This is a genomic window from Fictibacillus terranigra, from assembly GCF_030412265.1.
Classification (GTDB): Bacteria; Bacillota; Bacilli; order Bacillales; family Fictibacillaceae; genus Fictibacillus_C; species Fictibacillus_C terrinigri.
Map to the genome: position 1 here is coordinate 909,918 of NZ_JAUHLN010000001.1, position 21,465 is coordinate 931,382.

At 45.6% G+C, this 21,465-nt stretch carries 19 protein-coding genes and 1 riboswitch; of the genes, 13 read left to right on the forward strand and 6 right to left on the reverse strand.

Annotated elements, in window-relative coordinates:
* The first annotated feature begins 179 nt into the window (after window positions 1-179).
* The 11 genes from QYF49_RS04495 to QYF49_RS04545 all read left to right on the forward strand — a co-directional run bounded on the left by QYF49_RS04495 (window position 180) and on the right by QYF49_RS04545 (window position 11,048).
* A complete protein-coding gene (locus QYF49_RS04495; protein ID WP_290398411.1) occupies window positions 180-875 on the forward strand; it encodes a Type 1 glutamine amidotransferase-like domain-containing protein in 696 nt (231 codons plus the stop codon).
* 125 nt (window positions 876-1,000) lie between these two features.
* Window positions 1,001-1,594, forward strand: a complete 594-nt coding sequence (locus QYF49_RS04500; RefSeq protein WP_290398412.1) for a superoxide dismutase family protein — start codon at window positions 1,001-1,003, stop codon at window positions 1,592-1,594.
* A gap of 153 nt (window positions 1,595-1,747) precedes the next feature.
* Window positions 1,748-1,849: riboswitch (purine riboswitch) on the forward strand.
* A gap of 146 nt (window positions 1,850-1,995) precedes the next feature.
* On the forward strand, window positions 1,996-2,592 hold the full coding sequence (locus QYF49_RS04505) for a xanthine phosphoribosyltransferase (RefSeq protein WP_290398413.1): 597 nt from the start codon (window positions 1,996-1,998) through the stop codon (window positions 2,590-2,592).
* Window positions 2,589-3,908: a nucleobase:cation symporter-2 family protein gene (locus tag QYF49_RS04510; RefSeq protein WP_290398414.1), complete on the forward strand. Its 1,320-nt coding sequence runs from the start codon at window positions 2,589-2,591 to the stop codon at window positions 3,906-3,908. The genes QYF49_RS04505 and QYF49_RS04510 overlap by 4 nt, the downstream gene beginning before the upstream one ends.
* A gap of 275 nt (window positions 3,909-4,183) precedes the next feature.
* Window positions 4,184-4,921, forward strand: a complete 738-nt coding sequence (gene pyrH, locus QYF49_RS04515) for a UMP kinase (protein WP_290398415.1) — start codon at window positions 4,184-4,186, stop codon at window positions 4,919-4,921.
* A gap of 179 nt (window positions 4,922-5,100) precedes the next feature.
* On the forward strand, window positions 5,101-5,877 hold the full coding sequence (locus tag QYF49_RS04520; RefSeq protein WP_290398416.1) for a hypothetical protein: 777 nt from the start codon (window positions 5,101-5,103) through the stop codon (window positions 5,875-5,877).
* 84 nt (window positions 5,878-5,961) lie between these two features.
* The gene (locus QYF49_RS04525; protein ID WP_290398417.1) at window positions 5,962-7,083 is read left to right on the forward strand and encodes a GNAT family N-acetyltransferase; all 1,122 of its coding nucleotides are present in this window, start codon (window positions 5,962-5,964) and stop codon (window positions 7,081-7,083) included.
* 134 nt (window positions 7,084-7,217) lie between these two features.
* Window positions 7,218-8,300, forward strand: a complete 1,083-nt coding sequence (locus QYF49_RS04530; protein ID WP_290398418.1) for a copper resistance D family protein — start codon at window positions 7,218-7,220, stop codon at window positions 8,298-8,300.
* A gap of 110 nt (window positions 8,301-8,410) precedes the next feature.
* The gene (locus tag QYF49_RS04535; RefSeq protein WP_290398419.1) at window positions 8,411-9,505 is read left to right on the forward strand and encodes an MBL fold metallo-hydrolase; all 1,095 of its coding nucleotides are present in this window, start codon (window positions 8,411-8,413) and stop codon (window positions 9,503-9,505) included.
* A gap of 86 nt (window positions 9,506-9,591) precedes the next feature.
* The gene (locus tag QYF49_RS04540; protein WP_290398420.1) at window positions 9,592-9,843 is read left to right on the forward strand and encodes a YusU family protein; all 252 of its coding nucleotides are present in this window, start codon (window positions 9,592-9,594) and stop codon (window positions 9,841-9,843) included.
* Between the two features lie 287 nt (window positions 9,844-10,130).
* Window positions 10,131-11,048 (forward strand): proline dehydrogenase, encoded by a 918-nt coding sequence (locus QYF49_RS04545; RefSeq protein WP_290398421.1) that lies wholly within the window; start codon window positions 10,131-10,133, stop codon window positions 11,046-11,048.
* Window positions 11,049-11,148: 100 nt separating this feature from the next.
* On the opposite strand, the gene QYF49_RS04550 is transcribed toward QYF49_RS04545, so the two are convergent.
* From QYF49_RS04550 to QYF49_RS04575, 6 genes are all read right to left on the reverse strand, one after another.
* Window positions 11,149-12,693 (reverse strand): alpha/beta hydrolase, encoded by a 1,545-nt coding sequence (locus tag QYF49_RS04550; protein ID WP_290398422.1) that lies wholly within the window; start codon window positions 12,691-12,693, stop codon window positions 11,149-11,151.
* 77 nt (window positions 12,694-12,770) lie between these two features.
* Complete coding sequence (locus QYF49_RS04555; protein WP_290398423.1) at window positions 12,771-13,556, reverse strand: 3-hydroxybutyrate dehydrogenase; 786 nt, start codon at window positions 13,554-13,556, stop codon at window positions 12,771-12,773.
* A gap of 109 nt (window positions 13,557-13,665) precedes the next feature.
* On the reverse strand, window positions 13,666-15,060 hold the full coding sequence (locus QYF49_RS04560; protein ID WP_290398424.1) for a GntP family permease: 1,395 nt from the start codon (window positions 15,058-15,060) through the stop codon (window positions 13,666-13,668).
* A gap of 98 nt (window positions 15,061-15,158) precedes the next feature.
* Window positions 15,159-15,836 carry a CoA transferase subunit B gene (locus QYF49_RS04565; RefSeq protein ID WP_290398425.1) on the reverse strand — a complete coding sequence of 226 codons (678 nt, stop codon included), beginning with the start codon at window positions 15,834-15,836 and terminating at the stop codon, window positions 15,159-15,161.
* A gap of 17 nt (window positions 15,837-15,853) precedes the next feature.
* A complete protein-coding gene (locus QYF49_RS04570) occupies window positions 15,854-16,543 on the reverse strand; it encodes a CoA transferase subunit A (protein WP_290398426.1) in 690 nt (229 codons plus the stop codon).
* Between the two features lie 240 nt (window positions 16,544-16,783).
* Complete coding sequence (locus QYF49_RS04575) at window positions 16,784-17,659, reverse strand: chemotaxis protein (RefSeq protein ID WP_290398427.1); 876 nt, start codon at window positions 17,657-17,659, stop codon at window positions 16,784-16,786.
* 192 nt (window positions 17,660-17,851) lie between these two features.
* Here QYF49_RS04575 and QYF49_RS04580 point away from each other — a divergent pair, with 192 nt between their 5' ends.
* Window positions 17,852-20,248: a 3-hydroxyacyl-CoA dehydrogenase/enoyl-CoA hydratase family protein gene (locus tag QYF49_RS04580; protein ID WP_290398428.1), complete on the forward strand. Its 2,397-nt coding sequence runs from the start codon at window positions 17,852-17,854 to the stop codon at window positions 20,246-20,248.
* Between the two features lie 18 nt (window positions 20,249-20,266).
* The gene (locus QYF49_RS04585; RefSeq protein WP_290399047.1) at window positions 20,267-21,445 is read left to right on the forward strand and encodes an acetyl-CoA C-acetyltransferase; all 1,179 of its coding nucleotides are present in this window, start codon (window positions 20,267-20,269) and stop codon (window positions 21,443-21,445) included.
* The last annotated feature ends 20 nt before the right edge of the window (window positions 21,446-21,465 follow it).

A 21,465-nucleotide genomic window follows, 5' to 3' on the forward strand; every position in this document is an offset into this window, starting at 1 on the left:
TTCATCCTACCATAAAATTTTAGGGGATGATTGACAATGGAAAAAACTGTGAGTAACATTTGTACTAGATAGGGTAATACACGTGGAGGAGAAAAGGAAAAAAAGGTGGTTTTTTCTTACATAGTTCACGCAAAATGCCTCTATTGATAAGATAAAGGCATGTGAAGGGGGAGGGCATTATGAAGCAGATCATAGCTTTGGGCGGGGGCGGGTTTTCCATGGAACCCGAAAACCCTTTGTTGGATCAGTATATCTTGCGGCAATCTCGGAAGAACAATCCGAAGATCTGTTTTTTGCCGACAGCGAGTGGAGATGCGGATGGCTATGTAGAACGTTTCTATCAATCGTTTAAACAGCATGAGTGCATCCCGTCACATCTCTCGCTGTTCAAGCCGCCATCTGTAGACCTTAAACGGTTTGTTCTGGATCAGGACGTGATATATGTCGGCGGAGGCAATACAAGGAATTTAATGGCCTTGTGGCGGGAATGGGGGCTGGATCATATTTTGCACGAAGCTTATGTAAAGGGAATCGTTCTTGCCGGCATCAGTGCCGGAGCGCTTTGCTGGTTTGAAGAAGGGGTCACCGATTCGATCCCAGGCAAACTGACACGGATATCTTGTCTCGGTCTTCTAAAAGGGAGCCATTGCCCTCATTATGATGGGGAAGAGAACAGAAGGCCATCCTATCATGACCTCATTCTGCATGGGTTATCGGAAGGCTACGCAGCCGATGACGGGGCGGGACTTCATTTTATAGATGGAGAGCTTGCGAAAATAATAAGTTCCAGGCCCTATGCCAAAGGATACAAGGTTTCGAAAAACGGCGGTAGAATTATCGAAGACGTACTTCCAACGGATTATTTAGGTTCTTAAAGGTTTAAAACTCCTCCAGGTAGGTCAACACATTAATGAATGACTTTGTCATGACGTAAATGTGTTGACTCGGTCATCACATAAATGTGAGACTCGGTCATCACATAAATGAGGAGGAGTTTTTTATGAAGAAATGGACTATGGCTCTGTGTGTCTTGATGACATGTACGCTGCTTGCTGCTTGCGGCAGTACCGGCCAGGAGGATCATAAGAATCACAATATGGACAGTGGGAAAAAATCAGAAGGAGCATCCAGCATGACAAAGGCAAAGCCGGTAACGGTGGAGTTAATGGATGCGAAAGGCAAGAAAGCCGGTACCGCGACACTACAGCAGGCAGCTGAAGGTGTTAACGTAAAAGTGGAGGCTGCAGGGCTGACTCCGGGTGAACATGGAATCCACTTTCATGAAAAAGGAGTTTGTGAAGCGCCGAAGTTTGAATCAGCAGGAAAGCATTTCAATCCTACAAGCAAGTTGCATGGATTTAAAAACCCGAAAGGCCCGCATGTGGGTGATCTCAAGAATATAAAAGCAGATTCATCCGGCAAAGCGACAGGTGACCTCATGTCTTCGCTCGTGACCCTTCAGGAAGGAAAAAGCAATTCCCTGCTGAAGGAGGGAGGCACTGCCCTTGTCGTTCATGCAAAAGCGGATGACTACAAGACCGACCCTACCGGAAATTCCGGAGACCGTGTCCTTTGCGGAGTGATCAAAAAATAACATAAAAAGAGAAAATTCCTCACAGCAGGATCTGGCTGGTTTAGTTAGATCGTTTGGATTTTTCCAACTTTATTATGCTTTAAAAGAGCCTTTCTTTGACATTTCCACTTTTTTTCCGGACAATACTTCCTTTTTGGGAAAAATTATTTTATAATGTGTCTAACTTCATAGACTCGTATAATCGCAGGGATATGGCCTGCAAGTCTCTACCGGATCGCCGTAAATGATCCGACTACGGGTGTCGCTTAAATCGTTCTGTTTTTGTTTGCACGTTTTGCGGATGGAAACCCTTCGATTTTTTAATTTTCGGGTACCGATTATGGCTCGGAGAAACGCTTCACTCACGTAGGGAGGCGCTTTTCCGAGTCTTTTTTTTGTCAGTAACTTAAAGGAGATAGATTATGAATTTTCTTGAAGAAGTCATCCTAAAAGAAGGAAAGGCAATGTCAGAGCATGTGCTCAAAGTGGATTCTTTTTTAAATCATCAGATTGATCCCCAGGTGATGCAGCAGGTAGGACAAGAGTTCGCCCGGTTATATAAAAAAGAGGGAATTACAAAAGTGCTGACGATTGAATCATCGGGTATTGCGCCTGCTGTGATGGCGGGGCTAGAGCTGGGTGTCCAGGTCGTTTTTGCACGAAAACGCAAGTCACTTACCCAGAATGGTGATCTTTTAACAGCAAAGGTCTATTCGTTCACTAAGGAAGAAGAAAATGAAATCTCCGTTTCGAAAAAATGGCTGAAGGCAGGAGATAGGGTTCTTGTCATTGATGATTTTCTCGCGCATGGAGAAGCAGCACTCGGCTTGGCGAGCCTGGTAGAGGAAGCTGGAGCAGAGGTTGCCGGGTTTGGCATTGTGATTGAAAAATCATTCCAGTCCGGCCGTGAGAAGCTTTTGAAAAAAGGATACAGGGTTGAGTCGCTGGCAAGAGTCGCTTCTCTTTCCAATGGCAGCATTACGTTTACCAGAAGCGGACAGGAGGCTTGGAGCTTATGAAAATGACAAACGGCAAGTTATTCTCACTCGGTATTCAGCACGTACTCGCGATGTATGCCGGGGCAGTCATCGTACCTTTGATCGTCGGCGGGGCATTGAAGCTATCAACAGAACAGCTCGCCTACTTAGTCTCCATCGATTTGCTGACCTGCGGACTGGCAACACTTTTACAGGTTTGGAATAACCGTTTTTTCGGAATCGGACTTCCGGTTGTTCTCGGCTGTACGTTCACAGCCGTCGGGCCGATGATCGCAATCGGCTCTCAGTATGGAATTTCAGCGATCTATGGTTCAATTCTGGTGTCAGGGCTTGCGGTTGTATTGCTTGCTGGTTTATTCGGAAAGATCATTAAATTGTTTCCTCCGGTTGTGACAGGTTCAGTAGTGACGATTATCGGTGTAACCCTCATTCCGGTGGCGATTCAGGATATGGCCGGCGGGCAGGGGAGCAAGGATTTTGGTTCACCGGACAACCTGATGCTTTCCTTTGGTGTTCTTGCGTTTATCATTATTGTTTATCGGCTGTTTACTGGATTTATCCGTGCAGTTTCCATCCTTCTCGGCCTGATTGCCGGGACAGTTGCTGCCAGTTTTATGGGGAAAGTGGATTTCGGGCCTGTCGCAGATGCGTCTTGGTTCCATATGGTCAAACCCTTTTACTTTGGTCCTCCGACGTTTCATCTCAGCGCCATACTTACGATGGTTCTCGTGGCGATCGTGAGTATGATTGAGTCTACGGGTGTCTTCCTTGCATTAGGAAAAATCTGCGGCAAAAACATCAGCCCTGAACAGATGACGAAAGGCTACCGTGCGGAGGGGCTGGCTGTCATACTCGGAGGTATGTTTAACGCATTCCCTTATACAACTTATTCACAAAACGTAGGACTTGTTCAGTTATCCGGCATTCGTACAAAAAATGTGATCTACACGGCAGGCGGCATGCTGATCGTCCTCGGCCTTGTGCCAAAAGTAGCTACGATAACAACACTGATTCCTACGGCGGTCATGGGAGGCGCAATGGTCGCGATGTTTGGGATGGTCGTTGCTTCAGGCATTAAAATGCTCAGCGATGTAGATTTCGGCAAACAGGAAAATCTTTTGATTATTGCATGTTCCGTCGGCCTTGGCCTTGGAGTTACCGTGGAGCCGGACCTCTTTTCGAAGCTTCCGCAGGCCGTTCGTATCTTGACGGATAACGGCATTGTAGCAGGCAGCCTGACAGCTATTGTTTTAAACCTTGTATTCAATGCCGAACGAAAAAAGGTGAAAGTTCGAAACAGAAACGAATCAACAGTGGGAGCACTAACGACGAAGTAAACCGGTGCCAGGCACCGCAATTACACACATGTGTAATGCGGGTGCCTGGCACCATGTTTTTTTTATGCCATTATTACAACGAACTTTTTGGGTTCTGCGTCAATATAATGTAGAAGAAAAAGGAGGCGGGTCTCTTGGTCGCAAGGAAAGCTGATCACAGATGGAAGGGATTCGCCATAGAAGAACAAGGCCTTTTAAGGGATTTGGTTCTTTTTTTATGAATGGACAGACAACAATCGATCAAATGCTGATTTTACCTTGAGGGAGGAAAAGATATGTTGAGGTATAAGAGGGTGCTGATCAAATTAAGCGGAGGAGCGGTCGCAGGACAAGGGGATTTTGGATTCAATCCGAAAAAACTGAGCCATATTGCACAGGAAATGATTAATGTAGCGGACTGTGGCGTTGAAGTATCGGCAGTGATCGGAGGAGGAAACATATTTAGAGGAAGCCTTGCAGAGCAATGGGGAATGAACCGGGTAGAAGCCGATCAAATTGGTACGTTAGGAACGGTGATCAACAGTTTAATGCTTAAAAGCGCCCTTAAGAGTCTGACAGATCGGGAAGTCATTGTCATGGCGTCAGAACAGCTGGCGGCGGCAGAGCATTACAACCGTGTGAAAAGCATCAAACACCTCGAGCAAGGTGCTATTGTACTCTTCGCGGGCGGCAATGGGCAGCCCTTCGTCTCAAGTGACTATCCAGCGGTCCAGCGCGCTCTTGAAATGGATGCGGAGGCACTGCTTGTTGCCAAACACGGGATAGATGGTGTATATTGCAGTGACCCTAAAATAGAGAAAAAGGCAAAACGGTACGTCTCTCTCTCCTACGAAGAAGCGATAAAAAATGACCTGAAAGCGATGGACCAGACAGCGTTGATTTTGGCAAAAGATTATCAGCTTCCGATCCACTTGTTCAACTTTGACCAGAAGGGCGCATTTTCGGAGATCTGCAAGAACGGCCACAATCCTGGAACAACCATCAGCAGCAATAAGACCATTGTTTTGATCTAGAATCCCGTTTTTACTGCCCTCTCCCCGAAAAAACGGGATGGGGTTTCTTTACGTTTGGCTAATCCATTCCCTTTTGTTTACAATACATATATAGCCATATACTTTTGAAGATGCACGAAATGATGTTAAGTTCTCATTTTCATACGCAGTGGTTTCGAATGTTAAGGAGGAACAATTTAATGAAACAAACGATGGACGATAAGATTAAAAACAGAAACAGCTGGTTTAAGATTATCCTGATCAGCCTGTTTTGCATGGTTCTCATGTTTAAAGTAGCGACGGCCAAGTTTACCTTTCATTTCTCGGACTTATTATCTTTTATTTTAGCCGTGTTTGCGATTGCGATCGCAGCTCTGTTTTACTCAAAAGTAAACGAGATTGTCCACTTATTAGGGGGCAGTGCACCTGGGCTGTTGAAACAAAACAGGAAGCGGGGTCATACGGCGTCTATTGCTGAGAATGCCCCTGTAAAAAGTGAAGAAGATCTAGTGAAATCACTTGATGAGCATAAGGACCAGCTGAAACGGTTAAAAAAGGTGCAGAATGAAATCATCGACCGGTTGCTGCTCAATCAAGATCTTCAGCAAGAAGACAAGAGAGATTACATTGATTATCTTCTGCAAAAAGAGAAGGAAGCAGCTCTCATTCAGATGGAAGCGGACAAGGTTGCTGCTCAGCTTGAAGATGCGGATGAATCCGCAAATGTCCACATCTCCGCAGAAACCGTGACAGTCAACAGCCTCAATGATGTTATAGCGGTTCTAGGAAAAGACGTGATCCTCGGTGCGACGTTTGATGAATTAAACCAGAAAGTCAAATCCATTCAGCCGACAATAAGCCAGGAGGTCTCTGAATCACTCCTGCAGGAAGGCTATGTGGATCAACACTTCAATATTACAAGAAAAGGCTTGAAGGAATTTCGAAGCACTGCCAAAAGAATGAAAAATAGAGGATAAGAATTTGATGCAACAAGCCCCGCTTTTAGGGCTTGTTTTTTTTCTGAAAGAAAGGGAATCGTTGAAAGTGGGAGGAGATGCTCAGTGGAACATTTTAATATAAGAACACTCAAGCATGAAAACGAGCTGGAAGCCGTTCTTCAACTGCTCGAAACAGTTTTTCCGGAAGAGAAATCGTTCTTTCAAGACCGTTTAAATAAGGAAACCAACTACTCATTGGATACTACTTGGATTGCAGAATCAGAAGGGAATATCGTATCGGTTGTACAGATTTTTCCTTTTTCGGTCTATATCTCAGGTTTGCCGTTTAAAACGGCGGGTATAGGAAATGTGGCAACCTTGCCAGAATATCGCGGGTTTAGCCTCACACATCGAATTTTAAAACAAGCAGAAGAACAGCTAAGCCATGAAGGATTTGTTTTTTCCATTCTGTTTACTGGCATACCTGGATTTTACGAAAAAGCCGGATGGCACAGTATCGCTCATCCTGTTTTTCATGTGGATGCCAAAGAGGCGCGACGGAGTTTTAAAAAAGTACAGCGAAATAAAGAATGGGATATGGCAACTCCTAACCATAATGATTGGGGCAGGTTAGCTTTGATCTATGAGTCTTTTTCCAAAAAATTAAACGGGCCGCGAATCCGGTTGAAAGATTATTGGCTAAAGCAGATAGAAAGTGATAAGACCAATGATGAGATCTTCTTGCTGGCTCAATATGGCGGAAGAATCCGGAGCTATGCACGGGCGGAAAAAAAACAAAATAAGCTGATCATCCATGAGCTCTGCGGTATGGAGGGTGGGGAAGATAGCATGTCCGAGCTGTTCTTAACGTTATTGGATGAAGAGGTGGAGAAAATTGTGTGCCTTTTGCCTCAGGAACATCCAATTTTTTCGGAAATGTCATGTAGGGCTGAGAACCTTCGAGAAGACATGTGGAAAATCATAAACAAAAAAGAGGTGCAACATTCCCTGGAACCTATTTTAAAAGAAAGGGGACGCTTAGCAGGAAAGAAGGATGTGATCCTCTCTCATTCGGGTGAGTCTTGGAAGTTTCGTTGGGGGAATGAAGAATTGACAATTCATACAGCGGATTTTTTAAGCTGTCTATTGAAGGGTGCTTCCGAACAATTGAGAGGCTCCCTCATTCCATTTGAAACATTGTTTCCTGAAGCTTCATATATCTTTTGGTCAAAAGATCACTTTTAAAAACAGGTGAGCTTGTTATCGATTGCCCGCCCATAATGGTGTAATCGTCCTGGTGAATGGTATCCCTTGTGATTATATGGTAAATTACTAAAGGTACATCTACATACAAAATCACACAGGGGGATTATTCTCATATGCTGTTTGTTGCAAAAGCGGTTTTATATGTTGTTTTTTCACTTTTTATTGGAGCGTTCTTATTGTATACGATGCCTGCTGAGAAGCGTCCCACCATTCATATACCTAAAAACTGGCTGCTGATATGCATTTTCCTGATTCCGGTCACAGCATTCTCTCCAGTCCTTGAGCTTGCGCTGACATTGGGGAAGGACTTCGGATTTTGGCCAACTCTGAACGATATTCTATTTTCATTTGATATCGGGAAGGGCTGGTTCTTTATACTAGCCCTCTCTTTTCTGTTGTTTGTTCTTGTGTATTTTAATGATGTTTCAAAGGATCGCTTTCTTGCCAGGCTTTCATTCATTATTGGAATCATGATTACAGCTGCTATAGGTTATACGAGCCATGCAGCAACGCTTAATGAATGGGGTGGCCTTGCTGCTCACTCTCTCCATTTTCTTGCGGTAACCAGCTGGACGGGAACTTTACTGGCAGTCAGCTGGTTCTCAAAAGATCGAGAGAAGCTTCCTGCCTTTCTAAAATGGTATACACCGTTTGCGCTCATTTGCCTCTGTGTGTCCATTGCTGCAGGAATCTGGCTGATGAGTTTCATTGTGCCTCAGTATTACAATTCATGGATGTTAAACTATGGCCAGGCTCTTTTAATCAAACATGTATTGCTTGTAGTCGTTGTCGTCTATGCATTCATCAACACGTTCTGGATTCGCCGGAAAATCAACGAACCGGCATTTTCTCCCTACAAGTGGATGAGGCTGGAGGGCGTGTTCCTGCTCCTCATTTTTATTGCCACTTCCATTATGACGCAGCAGGAGCCTCCGCATGATGTAGCTCAAACACTGGCTTTTCAGAAGCCGTCCGGGCTCTTTACCTTTTTCTTTGACAAGGGTGTCACTGCCGGGACAACGGTGCAGCTTGTTCCTAGTGTTTTGTCAGGCGCATTTGGCGCTATGTCTCTTGTCTTTCTTTTAGCTGCCTTCCTCCTTTTTCGCAAAAATGCGGGGCCATGGTTCATGTTTTTGCTGACAGCTGGTTTAGCATTGGCTCTTTATCTTACTGTTATGTTTTCTGTTTCCATTTAAAATGATCGGCCGCTTGCCTCGTGCAGCGGTCGTTTTATGATATATAAAACGTGAGTTATTGTATACTGAAATAGGAACCTACTAGTAAAAAAGAACGGGTGGAGAACGGGATGACGGCTGCGATAATCACAATTATTCTAATGGTGCTTTTTCTTTATGTTTTTCTGAAGGGATATCCTGTCTTTGGAACAAAACCCTCCAAGCAAAGACGGCTGTCTTTTCAGGCCTCGGCCCAATTTTCAGACCGCCGTTTTATGAACGAAATCCCGACTGTCATGGACACCTCATTCACTACGACTCTCTCAATCGCTAAAGATTTTATCAAAGGAAACCCTAATGGGAAGCCTCATCAGCAGCTGAAAACCATCGGCTTTGATGTAAAGGCTGACAGAGGCTCAAAGGACGCAGGGATTACCTGGTTTGGCCATTCTGCTCTTATGCTGGAGATGGACGGAAAGCGTATGCTGATAGATCCGATGTTTGGAAAATCTCCGTCTCCTTTTCCGATGTTCGGAGGGAAGAGGTACAGCAAGACCTTGCCGTTTGAAAATTCACATCTTCCTTTCATAGATGCCATCTTTATTTCGCATGATCACTACGATCATCTGGATTTCGGGTCCATCAAGAAATTGAAGGAGAAAACAGGACGGTTCTTTGTTCCTCTTGGGGTTGGAGGCCATCTGGAGAGATGGGGAGTGGATCAGGAAAAAATTAGTGAGCACGACTGGTGGGATGAAGTCGAGTGGGAAGGCCTGGATCTCGTATGTACGCCCGCCCGGCACTTTTCAGGGCGCAGTTTAACCGATCGGAATGCTACATTGTGGTGTTCCTGGGTAATCGGAGATAAGCAGACCAAAGTTTTTTTTAGCGGAGACAGCGGGTATGGACCCCATTTCAAAACGATTGGGGAACGTTACGGACCATTTAATGCAGCCTTGATGGAATGCGGACAATACGACGATCGCTGGTCGAACATCCATATGATGCCTGAGGAGACCGTTCAAGCATTTATAGATGTGAAAGGCGGTTTGCTTATTCCGATTCATTGGGCAGCATTTACACTTGCACTTCATGACTGGAATGATCCGATTGAACGGGTAACGAAAGAAGCTGCGAGAAAAGGCTTGCCAATCGCATCTCCTCAAATTGGAGAGACAGTTTTCATTGGGGAAGATAAGTATCCAAATTCCGTCTGGTGGAAGTGAAATCGATGGAAAGAAAGCGCGTTTTTGGCAGGCTTTCTTTTTTATCGCTCTATTGTTACAATGACGAAAAATAGGAGGGAATTGACATGGAACAGCAGCTTCGCGAGCAGTTTGACGGTCTATTGGAGAAATATACTGAACTGCTGCTCGGTGACAGTGATGAGGATAAGAAGGAAAAAGTAAAGATGTGGGCTTTGTATACCTATATCGCTAAATCAATGCCGGCTCTTGTTAAGCATTGGAACGAAAGTTATCCAGAAGGCAAAGAAGGCATCAAAGAGATCATTTCTGAGATCAAGCAGTTGAACGACCAGCAACGCCAAAAAAGCGGTGAATAATGATGAAAATGGGGGTTTTCTTCAGGGCAGAAAGAAGAAAATTCCCTTATAGATTCATATCATAAAGGAAAACAGGATGTTCTTGGATTCTGGAGAATGAGGATGATACGACAAAAAATGTCGAAATTTTTCAAAAAATCCCAAAACGATCATTTAAATGATATGATTAAAGCGGATACATCATTGAAAGTTCAGTAAATTAAGCGCTGCCAAAAAAGCGGTGCCAGGCACCGCTACAAAGAGATAGATAATTGGGCAACTGATACTGAATAATAGGGGGAAAAGTTATGGAACAGGCGATGAGAGATTTCTTTCTGTTTCTTGCAAAAAACAAAACAATGACAAAGCTTGCGAAGAGGTACGGCCTCAAATTTGGAGCAAGCCGATTCGTTGCCGGAGCATCACTAGACAGCTCCATTTCAGCGATCAAAAAACTGAACGAGAAAGGAATGCCTGTAACGATCGACCATCTAGGCGAGTTCGTTGATAACGAGCTTGAAGCGAAGGAAATGACAGAGCATTGCATCGATGCGATCAAAGCGATCGCAAAAGAAAACGTGAACTCCCAGCTATCCTTAAAGCTGACGTCCATGGGTCTTGATATCAGTGATGACCTTGTGATGGCCAACATGCGCAAGATCATGCAAACTGCCCAGAAGCATAATGTATTCGTTACCATAGATATGGAAGACTATTCGCGCTGCGCCAAGACACTTGATATCTTCAAGAAGCTTAAAAGCGAATTTGATAATATTTCAACCGTTATTCAAGCGTATCTGTACCGCTCGCTTGATGATGTAAAGGATTTAAATGAATACCAACCGAACCTTCGTCTCGTGAAGGGCGCGTATAAGGAATCCTCAGAAGTAGCGTTCCCTGATAAGACGGATGTGGATGAAAACTATAAAAAACTTATTGAAACACACCTGTTGAACGGCAACTATACGGCCATTGCGACTCATGATGATGAAATCATCAACTATACGAAAGCACTTGTTGAAAAGCATTCCATCCCGATGGATCAGTTTGAATTCCAGATGCTTTACGGCATTAAAGTGGAGCGCCAGGATCAGCTCATGCAGGAAGGGTACAAAATGCGTATTTATGTCCCATACGGGAACGACTGGTACGGCTACTTCATGCGCCGTCTGGCTGAACGTCCAGCAAACGTGATGTTTGTTTTAAAAGGTGTGTTCGGCAAATAACAGGAAAGGATGTCCGTTATTAACGGGCATCCTTTTTTAAAATTAAGAGAGCACCTGAGCTGATCAACAGAAGAACAGGTGCTAACCTGCGGATGTTGTCTTATTTACCGTCGACAGCGGTTGTCATCGGTTCTCGTTCTTTTCCGGTTATTAAATCAATGACTTTCGCCGGGTCGTCCGGTGCTCCAACCTTCTTGCTGCCCGGGGCCTTTTTATGTTTTTCTACCCAGTCAACGAGCAGATCGAATGATTGATAGACGTAAGGAAGTAGAGGCTGAAGCTCTTTGTTCGGATCGGTCGCACTGTTCCATACAAGACTGTCTACATGGTTGCCCTTCTCGATGGTATACAGCCGGTGAAGGCTGCCCCGGCCCTTCTGTTTTATCAGTTTATCATAAGGGTCAGCATGGATGGATGGAAAGATAAGAGAATCCCAGGAACCGGTCAGGCTGATTAGGGGAACGTCGATTTCACCAGTATTTTCAATGTCTTCCACGTTCTTTTTCACCTGTTCCGGCCGGGAGCTATAATCATAATCTTGAAAAATGGAATCATAGGTGCGGTCGCGGACCCCGTTCTTGAAGTTTAAGTAGTTTCTCCAGTCCAGGCGGTTTGGAGCGGTGGGATCCAGTTCATCTCTGTAAATATTTAGGGTCACAAACCAGTATACCTGGTCATGATAATTCCATAGATTTTCTGATCCTTTAGGAAGGCCGGAATGGTATAACGCTTCCCGGGCCGTCCTCTGTTCCGCAGGCGTTCCGTACAACGCCTTTTCCGCATGATTGACAACAGGAGTGAGAGAGGTGATCAGGTTGGGTTTGTGAGCCCTCCACAATACACCTTCCCAATCGATGCCGCCGTCAAATAAAGCAGGATACCCCGTTTTTTTCATGCCGTCATGCTCCAGTGCGTAGCGGACAACATAGCCTCCATTGGATATGCCGACCGCGTATGTCGGCACCCGGTGGTAAGGCTTGATCAGCTTGCTTGCAGGGTTTTTTCTGTCGTTTCTCCTGATAAGCTGGTCAGAATAATGTTTTACGAGATAGTTTTGTGCAGCGATAGTGATCTGCCGGAATCTTTGGTGCCATTCGGAAATGCTGTCATCATCGCTTGCAAGAGCATTTTTTACCTTTGCGAAAGGATCGCTGGGATCTTCTGTCCCTTGAGTGCCTTTATCAATGGCGGCAAAGGCATATCCTTTAGCCAGCATAAAGTCACTGAACAGGAGGTCTGTTGACGTTTCATTCCGAGTAGCAGGAATACCTGAAACAACAAGCTTGCCGTTCCAGTCATCTGGCACCCTGACTACAAATTTGGCATCATCGAAGGTTCCGTTCACTTGAGTGCCCTTAACCTCTGCCGGCTGATACAGCTTGTTCCAGCCTGTTCCCTTTGACTTTTCTCCCCAATTGTAAGGAGCCAGACCAAGATTTCCATAGACAGTAGCCGCTTCATACTGCTTTTGATTCTTCGTTGTTAGCCAATTGCCGTCTTTCCCATCAAAGCGGGTTTCTATAACATCATGTGCCCCTTTAAAATCAGCGGGCTGTTGCGGCCCTTTCCCAGCATGAACCTCTGATAGACTTGAAAACAGCAATAGCGCAGTTGCAGCCGTTATTCCAATCCATTTCCCTCTCATCTTATTTCCTCCATTCTAAATAGAGAAAAGCCCTCCAGACTCACAGGCGGGCTCTTTCTCGAAGTTGGTCTCTATTTTTATTGGGCGGTGTATCCGCCGTCGATGACAATGGCCTGGCCAGTAACTCCTCCAGCTTTATTGCTGGCGAGGAAGATCGCATAATCAGAGATCTCCTTAACTGAAAGCAGTCGTTTTTGCGGAACGAGAGGATAGATGACCTCCTCCAGAACTTTTTCAAGTTCTACATTCCGGGTCCGAGCCAAGTCTGAGAGCTGATTTCTTACAAGCGGTGTATCGACATATCCAGGGCAGATGGCATTTACCGTAATTCCATGCTCTGCACCTTCAAGGGCAGCCACTTTTGTCAGACCGATCACGCCATGCTTCGCACTGTTATAGGCAGCTTTTCCGGCAAACCCGACGAGCCCATTGATGGAGGCCATATTAATGATGCGCCCGAAGCCTTGTTTTTTCATGATCGGAAATGCATGCTTTGTCGCCATGAATGGCGCAGTCAGCATCACTTTGATCAGAAGCTCAAATTTCTCAGTCGGAAACTCTTCAATCGGTGATACGTGCTGGAGGCCGGCATTGTTGATGACGACGTCCAGTCTTTCGAATTCCTTAACAGCCTCATCCATGGCTTGTTTGAGAATCCTTTCATCGCTGACATCACAAGCTGTTCCTATAGCATGATATCCTTTTTCCCGCAGTGAAGCCGCCGCATCTCTGGCCTTTTCCTCATTTAAATCACAAATGGCCACTTTTGCGCCTTCTTTGGCAAAGTCAATAGCGATCTCAAGTCCGATTCCGCTTGCAGCTCCTGTAATAAATGCGACTTTATCCTGTACTAAGCTTCCCATACCATTTTCTCCTTTTTACGTGTTGATGTAAGCGAAATTTGTGAAGGAATGTCTAGCTCCAGCACCCAAGGCTAAAGCGTGTTTCTTGTTTTCAGCCAAGGTTTTTAAATCAAACGATGCCAAAAAGATAATAGAGGGCGATCACGAAAAATACAGCAATCGTTTTAATGATGGTCATCGCAAAAATGTCAAAATAGGATTGTTTATGTGTTAATCCCGTAACAGCAAGCAAGGTGATGACTGCTCCGTTATGAGGAAGAGTGTCCATTCCGCCGCTCGCCATGGAAGCGACTCTGTGAAGAACTTCAGGGTCGATACCAAGTTTGTCGGCCTGTGCGGCATACTTATCTCCCATCGTGGCAAGGGCAATACTCAAACCGCCGGAGGCTGAACCCGTAATGCCAGCCAGGGCAGTTGTTGTCACAGCTTCGTTAACGAGAGGATCCTGAATGGTATCGGCCATCCCTTTGTTAACTGCCGCAAAGCCAGGGAGAGCCGCGATCACTCCACCGAATCCGTATTCGGAAGCGGTATTGAGCGTAGCGAGCAGTGCTCCGCCGATTGAAACATTGATGCCGGCATTGAAATTTGATTTTACTTGTCTGAAAGCAAACAAGAGAACGGTTACAATTCCGATCACAAGGGCTCCTTCGACCGCCCATACCGCAGCGAGTTTAGGAATTTCAACAGGAGGGACATCCTTCATTCCAATTTTTGAGAAATCAAACACGGTTCCGTAATACTTAGGAATGAGGTTCGTAAATACTTTATTGAAAATACCGACGAGAAGAAGAGGCAGGATGGCAACAAACGCATTTGGCAGCACTTCATCCGGAATTTGTTCCGGCTCGTTAATATGACCGGTTCCATAGCCCTCTCCAGCTCTGGCTGCTTTCCTTCTTCTCCATTCCAGATAGGTCATCCCAATCGCAAGAACAAACAGACCGCCGATCAATCCAAGCCAAGGTGCAGCCCACGTATCCGTCTTAAAAAACGTAGTAGGAATGATATTCTGAATTTGCGGTGTTCCCGGGAATGCATCCATCGTAAAGGTGAACGCACCGAGCGCAATCGTTCCAGGGATGAGGCGTTTCGGAATATCCGCCGCTTTAAATAGCTCGGAAGCGAACGGATAGAGTGCAAAGGCTACGACGAACAGGGAGACGCCGCCATAGGTAAGGATAGCCCCGACAAGGACAATAGCCAGCATGGCTCTGCTCGGTCCGATTAATCTGATGACCGCTCTTGTAATGGATTTTGCAAAGCCTGACATTTCTATTACTTTTCCGAAAATCGCACCAAGCAGGAAGACAGGGAAATATAGTTTAATAAACCCGACCATCTTTTCCATGAACACTCCCGAGAAGAACGGGAGGACATGGCCAGGATCAGTTAAAAGGACGGCGAAAAGCGCAGCGATCGGTGCAAACAAAATAACGCTGAAGCCGCGGTACGCGACAAACATAAGGAAAAATAAAGCCAATAAGATAATAATGATATCCACTAGGTAACCCCCCTATTGTGTTAATGACCTGAATGTTAAAGTCCTTTGGAAAACGGTTGAAGGAACGGCATCACTCCTTTCATTGCTCTGGACATCATTTAATAGGAATCGAGGTTAATATTTTCTGAAAGAGTAAGGTCGGGCTCGGTGCATTGGCGGATGTCCTCCACGTTATAGCCATTGGCTACTTCGACAAGCACCAAACCGTTATCGGTGACGTCGATCACAGCTCGTTCTGTGATAATCCGGTTGACCACACCTCGCCCCGTTAACGGCAGGGTACATTCATCTAATATCTTGCTTTTTCCGTCTTTGCTGACATGGTCCATGATGACGACGATCTTTTTCGCCCCGTGGACAAGATCCATCGCGCCTCCCATGCCTTTTATCATTTTTCCGGGGATCATCCAGTTCGCCAGGTCGCCACTTTTGGAAACCTCCATGCCTCCAAGGATCGCCACATCGATATGCCCGCCCCGGATCATTCCGAAGGATTCTGCACTGTCAAAATAAGAAGCGCCCTCGATTGCTGTGACCGTTTCCTTCCCGGCATTGATTAAATCAGGATCGACGTTAGCTTCATCAGGATAAGGCCCTATTCCTAAAAGTCCGTTCTCAGACTGCAAAACAACACGCTTATCTCCCGAGATATAATTGGCAACGAGAGTAGGCATTCCGATCCCTAGATTGACATAGTAACCGCTTTCAATTTCCTGTTCAGCACGTCTGGCGATTTTTTCTCTAATCGCTTTTTTGTCCATTACTTTCATGCTCATCGGTATCCTCCGTTCTATTAATTGGCAACTGTTAACCTTTCAATTCTTTTTTCCTGTGACCCAACAATCAGGGACTGGACATAGATTCCAGGAGTGTGGACGGCATCGGCATCCAAAAATCCTGCCTCGTTCAGTTCTTCCACCTCTGCGATCGTTGCCTTGCCCGCTGCGGCCATCAGAGGATTAAAGTTTCTTGCTGTTTTGTGATAGACCAAATTGCCCATTCTGTCCGCTTTGGCAGCCCGAATGAGACTGAAATCTGCCTGAAGCCCCGTTTCCAGCATGTATTCTTTCCCTCCGAAAGATCTGATCTCTCTGCCTAGAGCAAGTGGAGTTCCTACTCCGGCAGGGGTATAAAACGCCGGGATGCCTGCACCGCCTGCTCGGATACGCTCCGCCAATGTGCCTTGCGGGATCAGTTCAACCTCAATTTCACCCGATAAAACTTGCCGCTCAAATTCTTTGTTCTCTCCTACATAAGAACCTACCATCTTCTTTATCTGGTTATTTTTCAGAAGAAGGCCAAGGCCCCAATCATCGACGCCACAGTTATTGGAGATGATGGTTAAATCCTTAGTCCCTTTTTCGACAAGGGCAAGAATAAGATTTTCAGGGATACCGACCAAGCCAAAACCGCCTACCATAAGTACGGAACCGTCCTGAATGTCCTTCACCGCTTCTTTAAATGAAGATAATACAGGTTTCATAAATGTTCACTCCTTTTTTCTGCTCTGTCATTCTATCTTGCAAGTTCCGTGCCAAAATGAAGCAGATAAAGGGCTGTCACACTTTTGATATTTTTATGAATATTTTAAACAGAGAAAATTCCGGTAATGCGGAAAAAAAGTGAAGGTAAATGACCGGAAAGGCAAAGGAGAAAAGGACAAAACCCTTTTCCGAAAAAACGGAATCAATTCCGTTTTTTCGGAAAAGATTCCGTCGAAATGTTATAGGTTATTTACAGTTTTCCAGAGTTTGGCCAGCGAGGTACTGATAGAGTCGATGATTTTATCTGTTTTAAAATAATACAAGTGGGAGAGAGGAGACCATGAAGTGAAAAGATTTCCTGTGTTCACTTCGATGTCTTTTGTCACAGACCGGCTGTATTCTTCATTTAATGTTTTTAAAGGAAATGCAATAACATCATCCTGATCATAAAAATTAATCCATTCACCCTGCACACGGCTGTAGTGTTTTTTTAAAAGCGGTGATGGAACACGGATGGGACTGTCAAAATCTGAATATCTCAACGTCCATAGAGGCATGGGAGTCCCCATCGTATAAAAGCTCGTCAGGGTTTCACCGTTTTCAAGAGGGTTGTCTGATTTAATCCGTTTTATAGATTCAGAAATTTTATCCGGTATATATTGAAGGTCATAAAAATAATTGCTTGCAATGACGGTGCCAAGGCTGTGGGAGACAACAGACAGAGGGGTTTGATCTCCTGCTTTGTTCCGAAGCGTATGCAAGGCTTTCGCCACGGTCTCATGTACTCGTTCATAATTAGGATTTAAATGGGGCAGTGCTGCAGGAGCAGGCTGATAGGCGATGGCATCTCCGAAAAAGCGGATGACAAACTTGCGGAGAGGAGCATAGTTGAGCGATATCTTTTGGTTCACCGATGTCCATAAGTCCTCTTCACGGTCATTAAATACGCTGCCCCAAAAAACAGGTATCATTTCAAGCTGTGTTTCGGGTGAATGATGATGGGAAGCGATTTTTGTTCCGAAGCTGCGGTTTAAAGCCTGCATAAAATCATCGGCGTATGTTTCATCCTGATTGCCGATGCCATGGAGGATCAGAACTCCTACTTTAACTGACATGACTTCACTTCCTTTGATGTTAGTCTCGCCTTTACTATGACAAAAACCTTTACAAAAAGAAAGAAAATTCTATGTTGTCAAAATAATTAAAATGAATTATGATGGGTGTAGAACTAAATTTCAAAATTAGTCATTTATTTTTTGCCCTAAAAATGAATGAGTGTTCATTCAATAGCTGAAGGAGGAAATAAGATGGCCATAACCATTCAAAAGGCTGCTGTTCTAGGGTCTGGAGTGATGGGAGCAGGAATCGCTGCACATCTCGCGAATGTTGGAATCCCTACTCTGCTTCTGGATATGGTGCCGAGAGAGTTGTCAGAAGCTGAAAAGGCAAAAGGCATCACGGAAGAAAGCCCGCAGTTCCGCAACAGGCTCACCATACAGGCAAAAGAAAGAATGCTTAAGCAAAAACCAGCACCTCTGGCAGTAAAAGAAAATCTCGATTTAATCTCAATCGGAAACTTCACAGATGATTTACCAAAGCTGAATGATGTGGACTGGATCATCGAGGTCGTTGTTGAACGGCTGGATGTAAAGCGTCAGATCTTTGAACAAGTGGAGCAATTCCGCAAGAAAGGTTCGATCATCAGCTCGAACACATCGGGTATTTCGATCCATGCGATGGCAGCGGACCGTTCCGATGATTTTAAGGAGCATTTTCTTGGCACACATTTCTTTAATCCGCCGCGATACTTAAAACTGTTGGAGATTATTCCAACAAAAGATACCAGCCCTGATATTGTTTCTTTTATGAAAGAGTTTGGGGAGAACATACTTGGAAAAGGCGTAGTTATCGCAAAAGATACACCGAACTTCATCGCTAACCGGATTGGCACTTACGGCCTGATGGTCACTGTTCAGGAAATGATGAAGCAAGGCTACAGCGTAGGAGAGGTTGATTCTGTAACTGGTCCGCTGATCGGCCGCCCGAAGAGTGCCACCTTCAGAACACTGGACGTGGTAGGTTTGGACACCTTCCTTCACGTGGCAAGGAATGTTTATGATCAGGTTGAAGGAAAAGAGAAAGAAGTGTTTGACGTTCCTCCATTCTTGAATGAAATGGTCGAAAAAGGATGGATGGGAAGCAAATCAGGCCAAGGTTTCTACTTAAAACAGAAAGGCAAGCAGGGCGGAGAGATCCTTGAACTTGATCCTTCCACACTGGAATACAAGCCTCGCCAAAAGCTGAAAACGGCTACCACCGAGCAGGCGAAACAATTGAAAACAACAGAGCAAAAAGTGAAAGCGCTTTTATACAGTAAAGACCGAGCAGGGGAGATGCTCTGGTCCATTGTTAAGCCAGTGTTGATCTATTCTGCTGAAAAAGCATACGAAATCGCTGATGATATAGTTGCCATTGATAATGCGATGAAATGGGGCTTCGGATGGGAGCACGGGCCATTTGAGATTTGGGATGCCATCGGAGTAAAGGAATCCGTAAAACGCATGGCCGATGAAGGAGAAGCTGTTCCCGCCTGGATTCATGAGTTTATTGAAAACGGAAACACTTCGTTCTACCAGACAGCACAGGGTGAAGTTTCGTTCTATCATAACGGTGACTATAGAAGAGTCAACGAAAACAAAAAGACGATCCACCTTTCATTGCTGAAAAACAAAGGAAACCTGATCACAAAGAACAACGGTGCGAGCCTGATCGACATGGGTGATGGTGTAGCATGTCTGGAATTTACGTCCCCAAACAATGCGATGGGGCCAGACATCATCATGATGATCCACAAAGCGCTGGAAGAAGTAGAACGAAATTACGAAGGGCTTGTCATCGGGAATCAGGGAAAAAACTTCTGTGTGGGTGCAAACCTGATGCTCATTTTAATGGAGGCACAGGATGACAACTTCTATGAGCTGGATATGATGGTACGCCAGTTTCAGAACACGATGGGCATGGTCCGCTACAGCAAAAAGCCGGTCGTTACTGCAAACTTCGGCATGAGCCTAGGAGGCGGAGTGGAAGTTTCGCTTCCTGCAGCTGAGATGCAAATGTCTGCCGAAACCTATATGGGTCTGGTAGAAGTAGGTGTCGGATTAATACCGGGTGGGGGCGGAAACAAAGAATTGCTGCTTCGCCAAGTGGAACGTCTCCCTAAAGGTGCGAAACTTGATCTTCAAGGAGTTGTTAACCAAGTTTTTGAAACAATTGCGATGGCTAAAGTTTCTACCTCCGCACAAGAAGCTGAAAAACTCGGATTCTTAAGGCCGCAGGATGGAATCTCTGTTAACAGCGATCATCTGCTGTATGATGCAAAACAACGAGTGCTCTCCTTAGCGAAGCAAGGGTATCAGCCGCCGAAACGCAAAAAGATACCTGTGGTTGGAGAAGCAGGGTATGCGACACTTTCACTCGGTGCGGAAACGATGAGATTTGGGGGTTACGTCTCTGAGCATGATCTGAAAATTGCTAAAAAGCTTGCCTTTGTACTTTCAGGCGGAAGAGTTCCTGAAGGCACACTGGTCGATGAACAATACTTATTAGATCTTGAAAGGGAAGCTTTCTTGAGTCTTGCGGGTGAGCCAAAATCTCAGGCGAGAATGCAATACATGCTGACTAAAGGAAAACCGCTTCGCAACTAAAAGGAGGGGAAAACTATGCTGAAAGATGCTGTAATCGTAGCAGGTGCAAGAACACCGATAGGAAAAGCAAAAAAAGGGTCATTCGCTCAGATGCGTTCAGATGAGCTTGCCGCAATCACTGTAAAAGAAACACTGCGGCGTGCTGGCGGTTATGACGGCCCGATCGATGATCTGATTATGGGGTGTGCCATTCCAGAGGCAGAGCAGGGAATGAACATGGCAAGATTAATCGGGGCGAGAGCAGGTCTCCCGGATACCATACCGGCAATCACTGTTAATCGGTTCTGTTCTTCGGGGCTTCAAAGTATCGCCTATGGCGCCGAGAAGATTATGCTCGGGCATGCTGAAGCTGTGCTGGCCGGGGGAGCGGAATCCATGAGCTTGCTGCCGATGGAAGGCCATGTCATCAAACCGAATCCTCACCTTGTTGAAACGGTTCCTCAATATTACATGGGCATGGGCTTCACGGCTGAAGAAGTGGCAAAGCGGTTCGGTGTTACGAGGGAGGACCAGGATGCCTTTGCGGTTCGAAGCCATCAAAATGCAGCACGGGCCATTAAAGAAGGCAGATTCAAGGACGAAATTGTACCTGTCTCCGTGACGAGGCGCTGGCTTGGAGAAGACAACAAGCTAAAAGAAAAAGAGTTTGTGGTTGATACGGACGAAGGTGTTCGTCCTGATACCTCGTTAGAAGGCCTCTCCCGCCTGCGCCCTGCGTTCTCCATCAACGGCTCGGTAACAGCAGGGAACGCATCACAGACAAGTGATGGTGCTGCGACTGTTCTTGTGATGGACCGTGAAAAAGCAGAAGCAGAGGGATTGACGCCGCTGCTGAAGTTCAGAAGCTTTGCCGTGGCAGGTGTACCGCCTGAAATCATGGGAATCGGACCTGTTGCTGCTGTTCCTAAAGCGTTAAAACTTGCGGGACTTGAAGTATCCGATATCGGCTTGTTTGAGCTCAATGAAGCGTTCGCCTCACAGGCTGTACAGGTCATTCGCGAGCTTGGCCTTCCGGAAGACAGAGTCAATGTCAATGGAGGAGGTATCGCTCTAGGCCATCCGCTTGGATGCTCCGGAGCAAAACTTACTCTTACCCTTCTTCATGAGATGAAGCGGAGAGGAGAGCAGTTTGGTGTCGTAACCATGTGCATCGGCGGCGGCATGGGCGCTGCTGGCGTGTTCGAACTAGTAGGCTAATCCAATACAGGAGGATATAA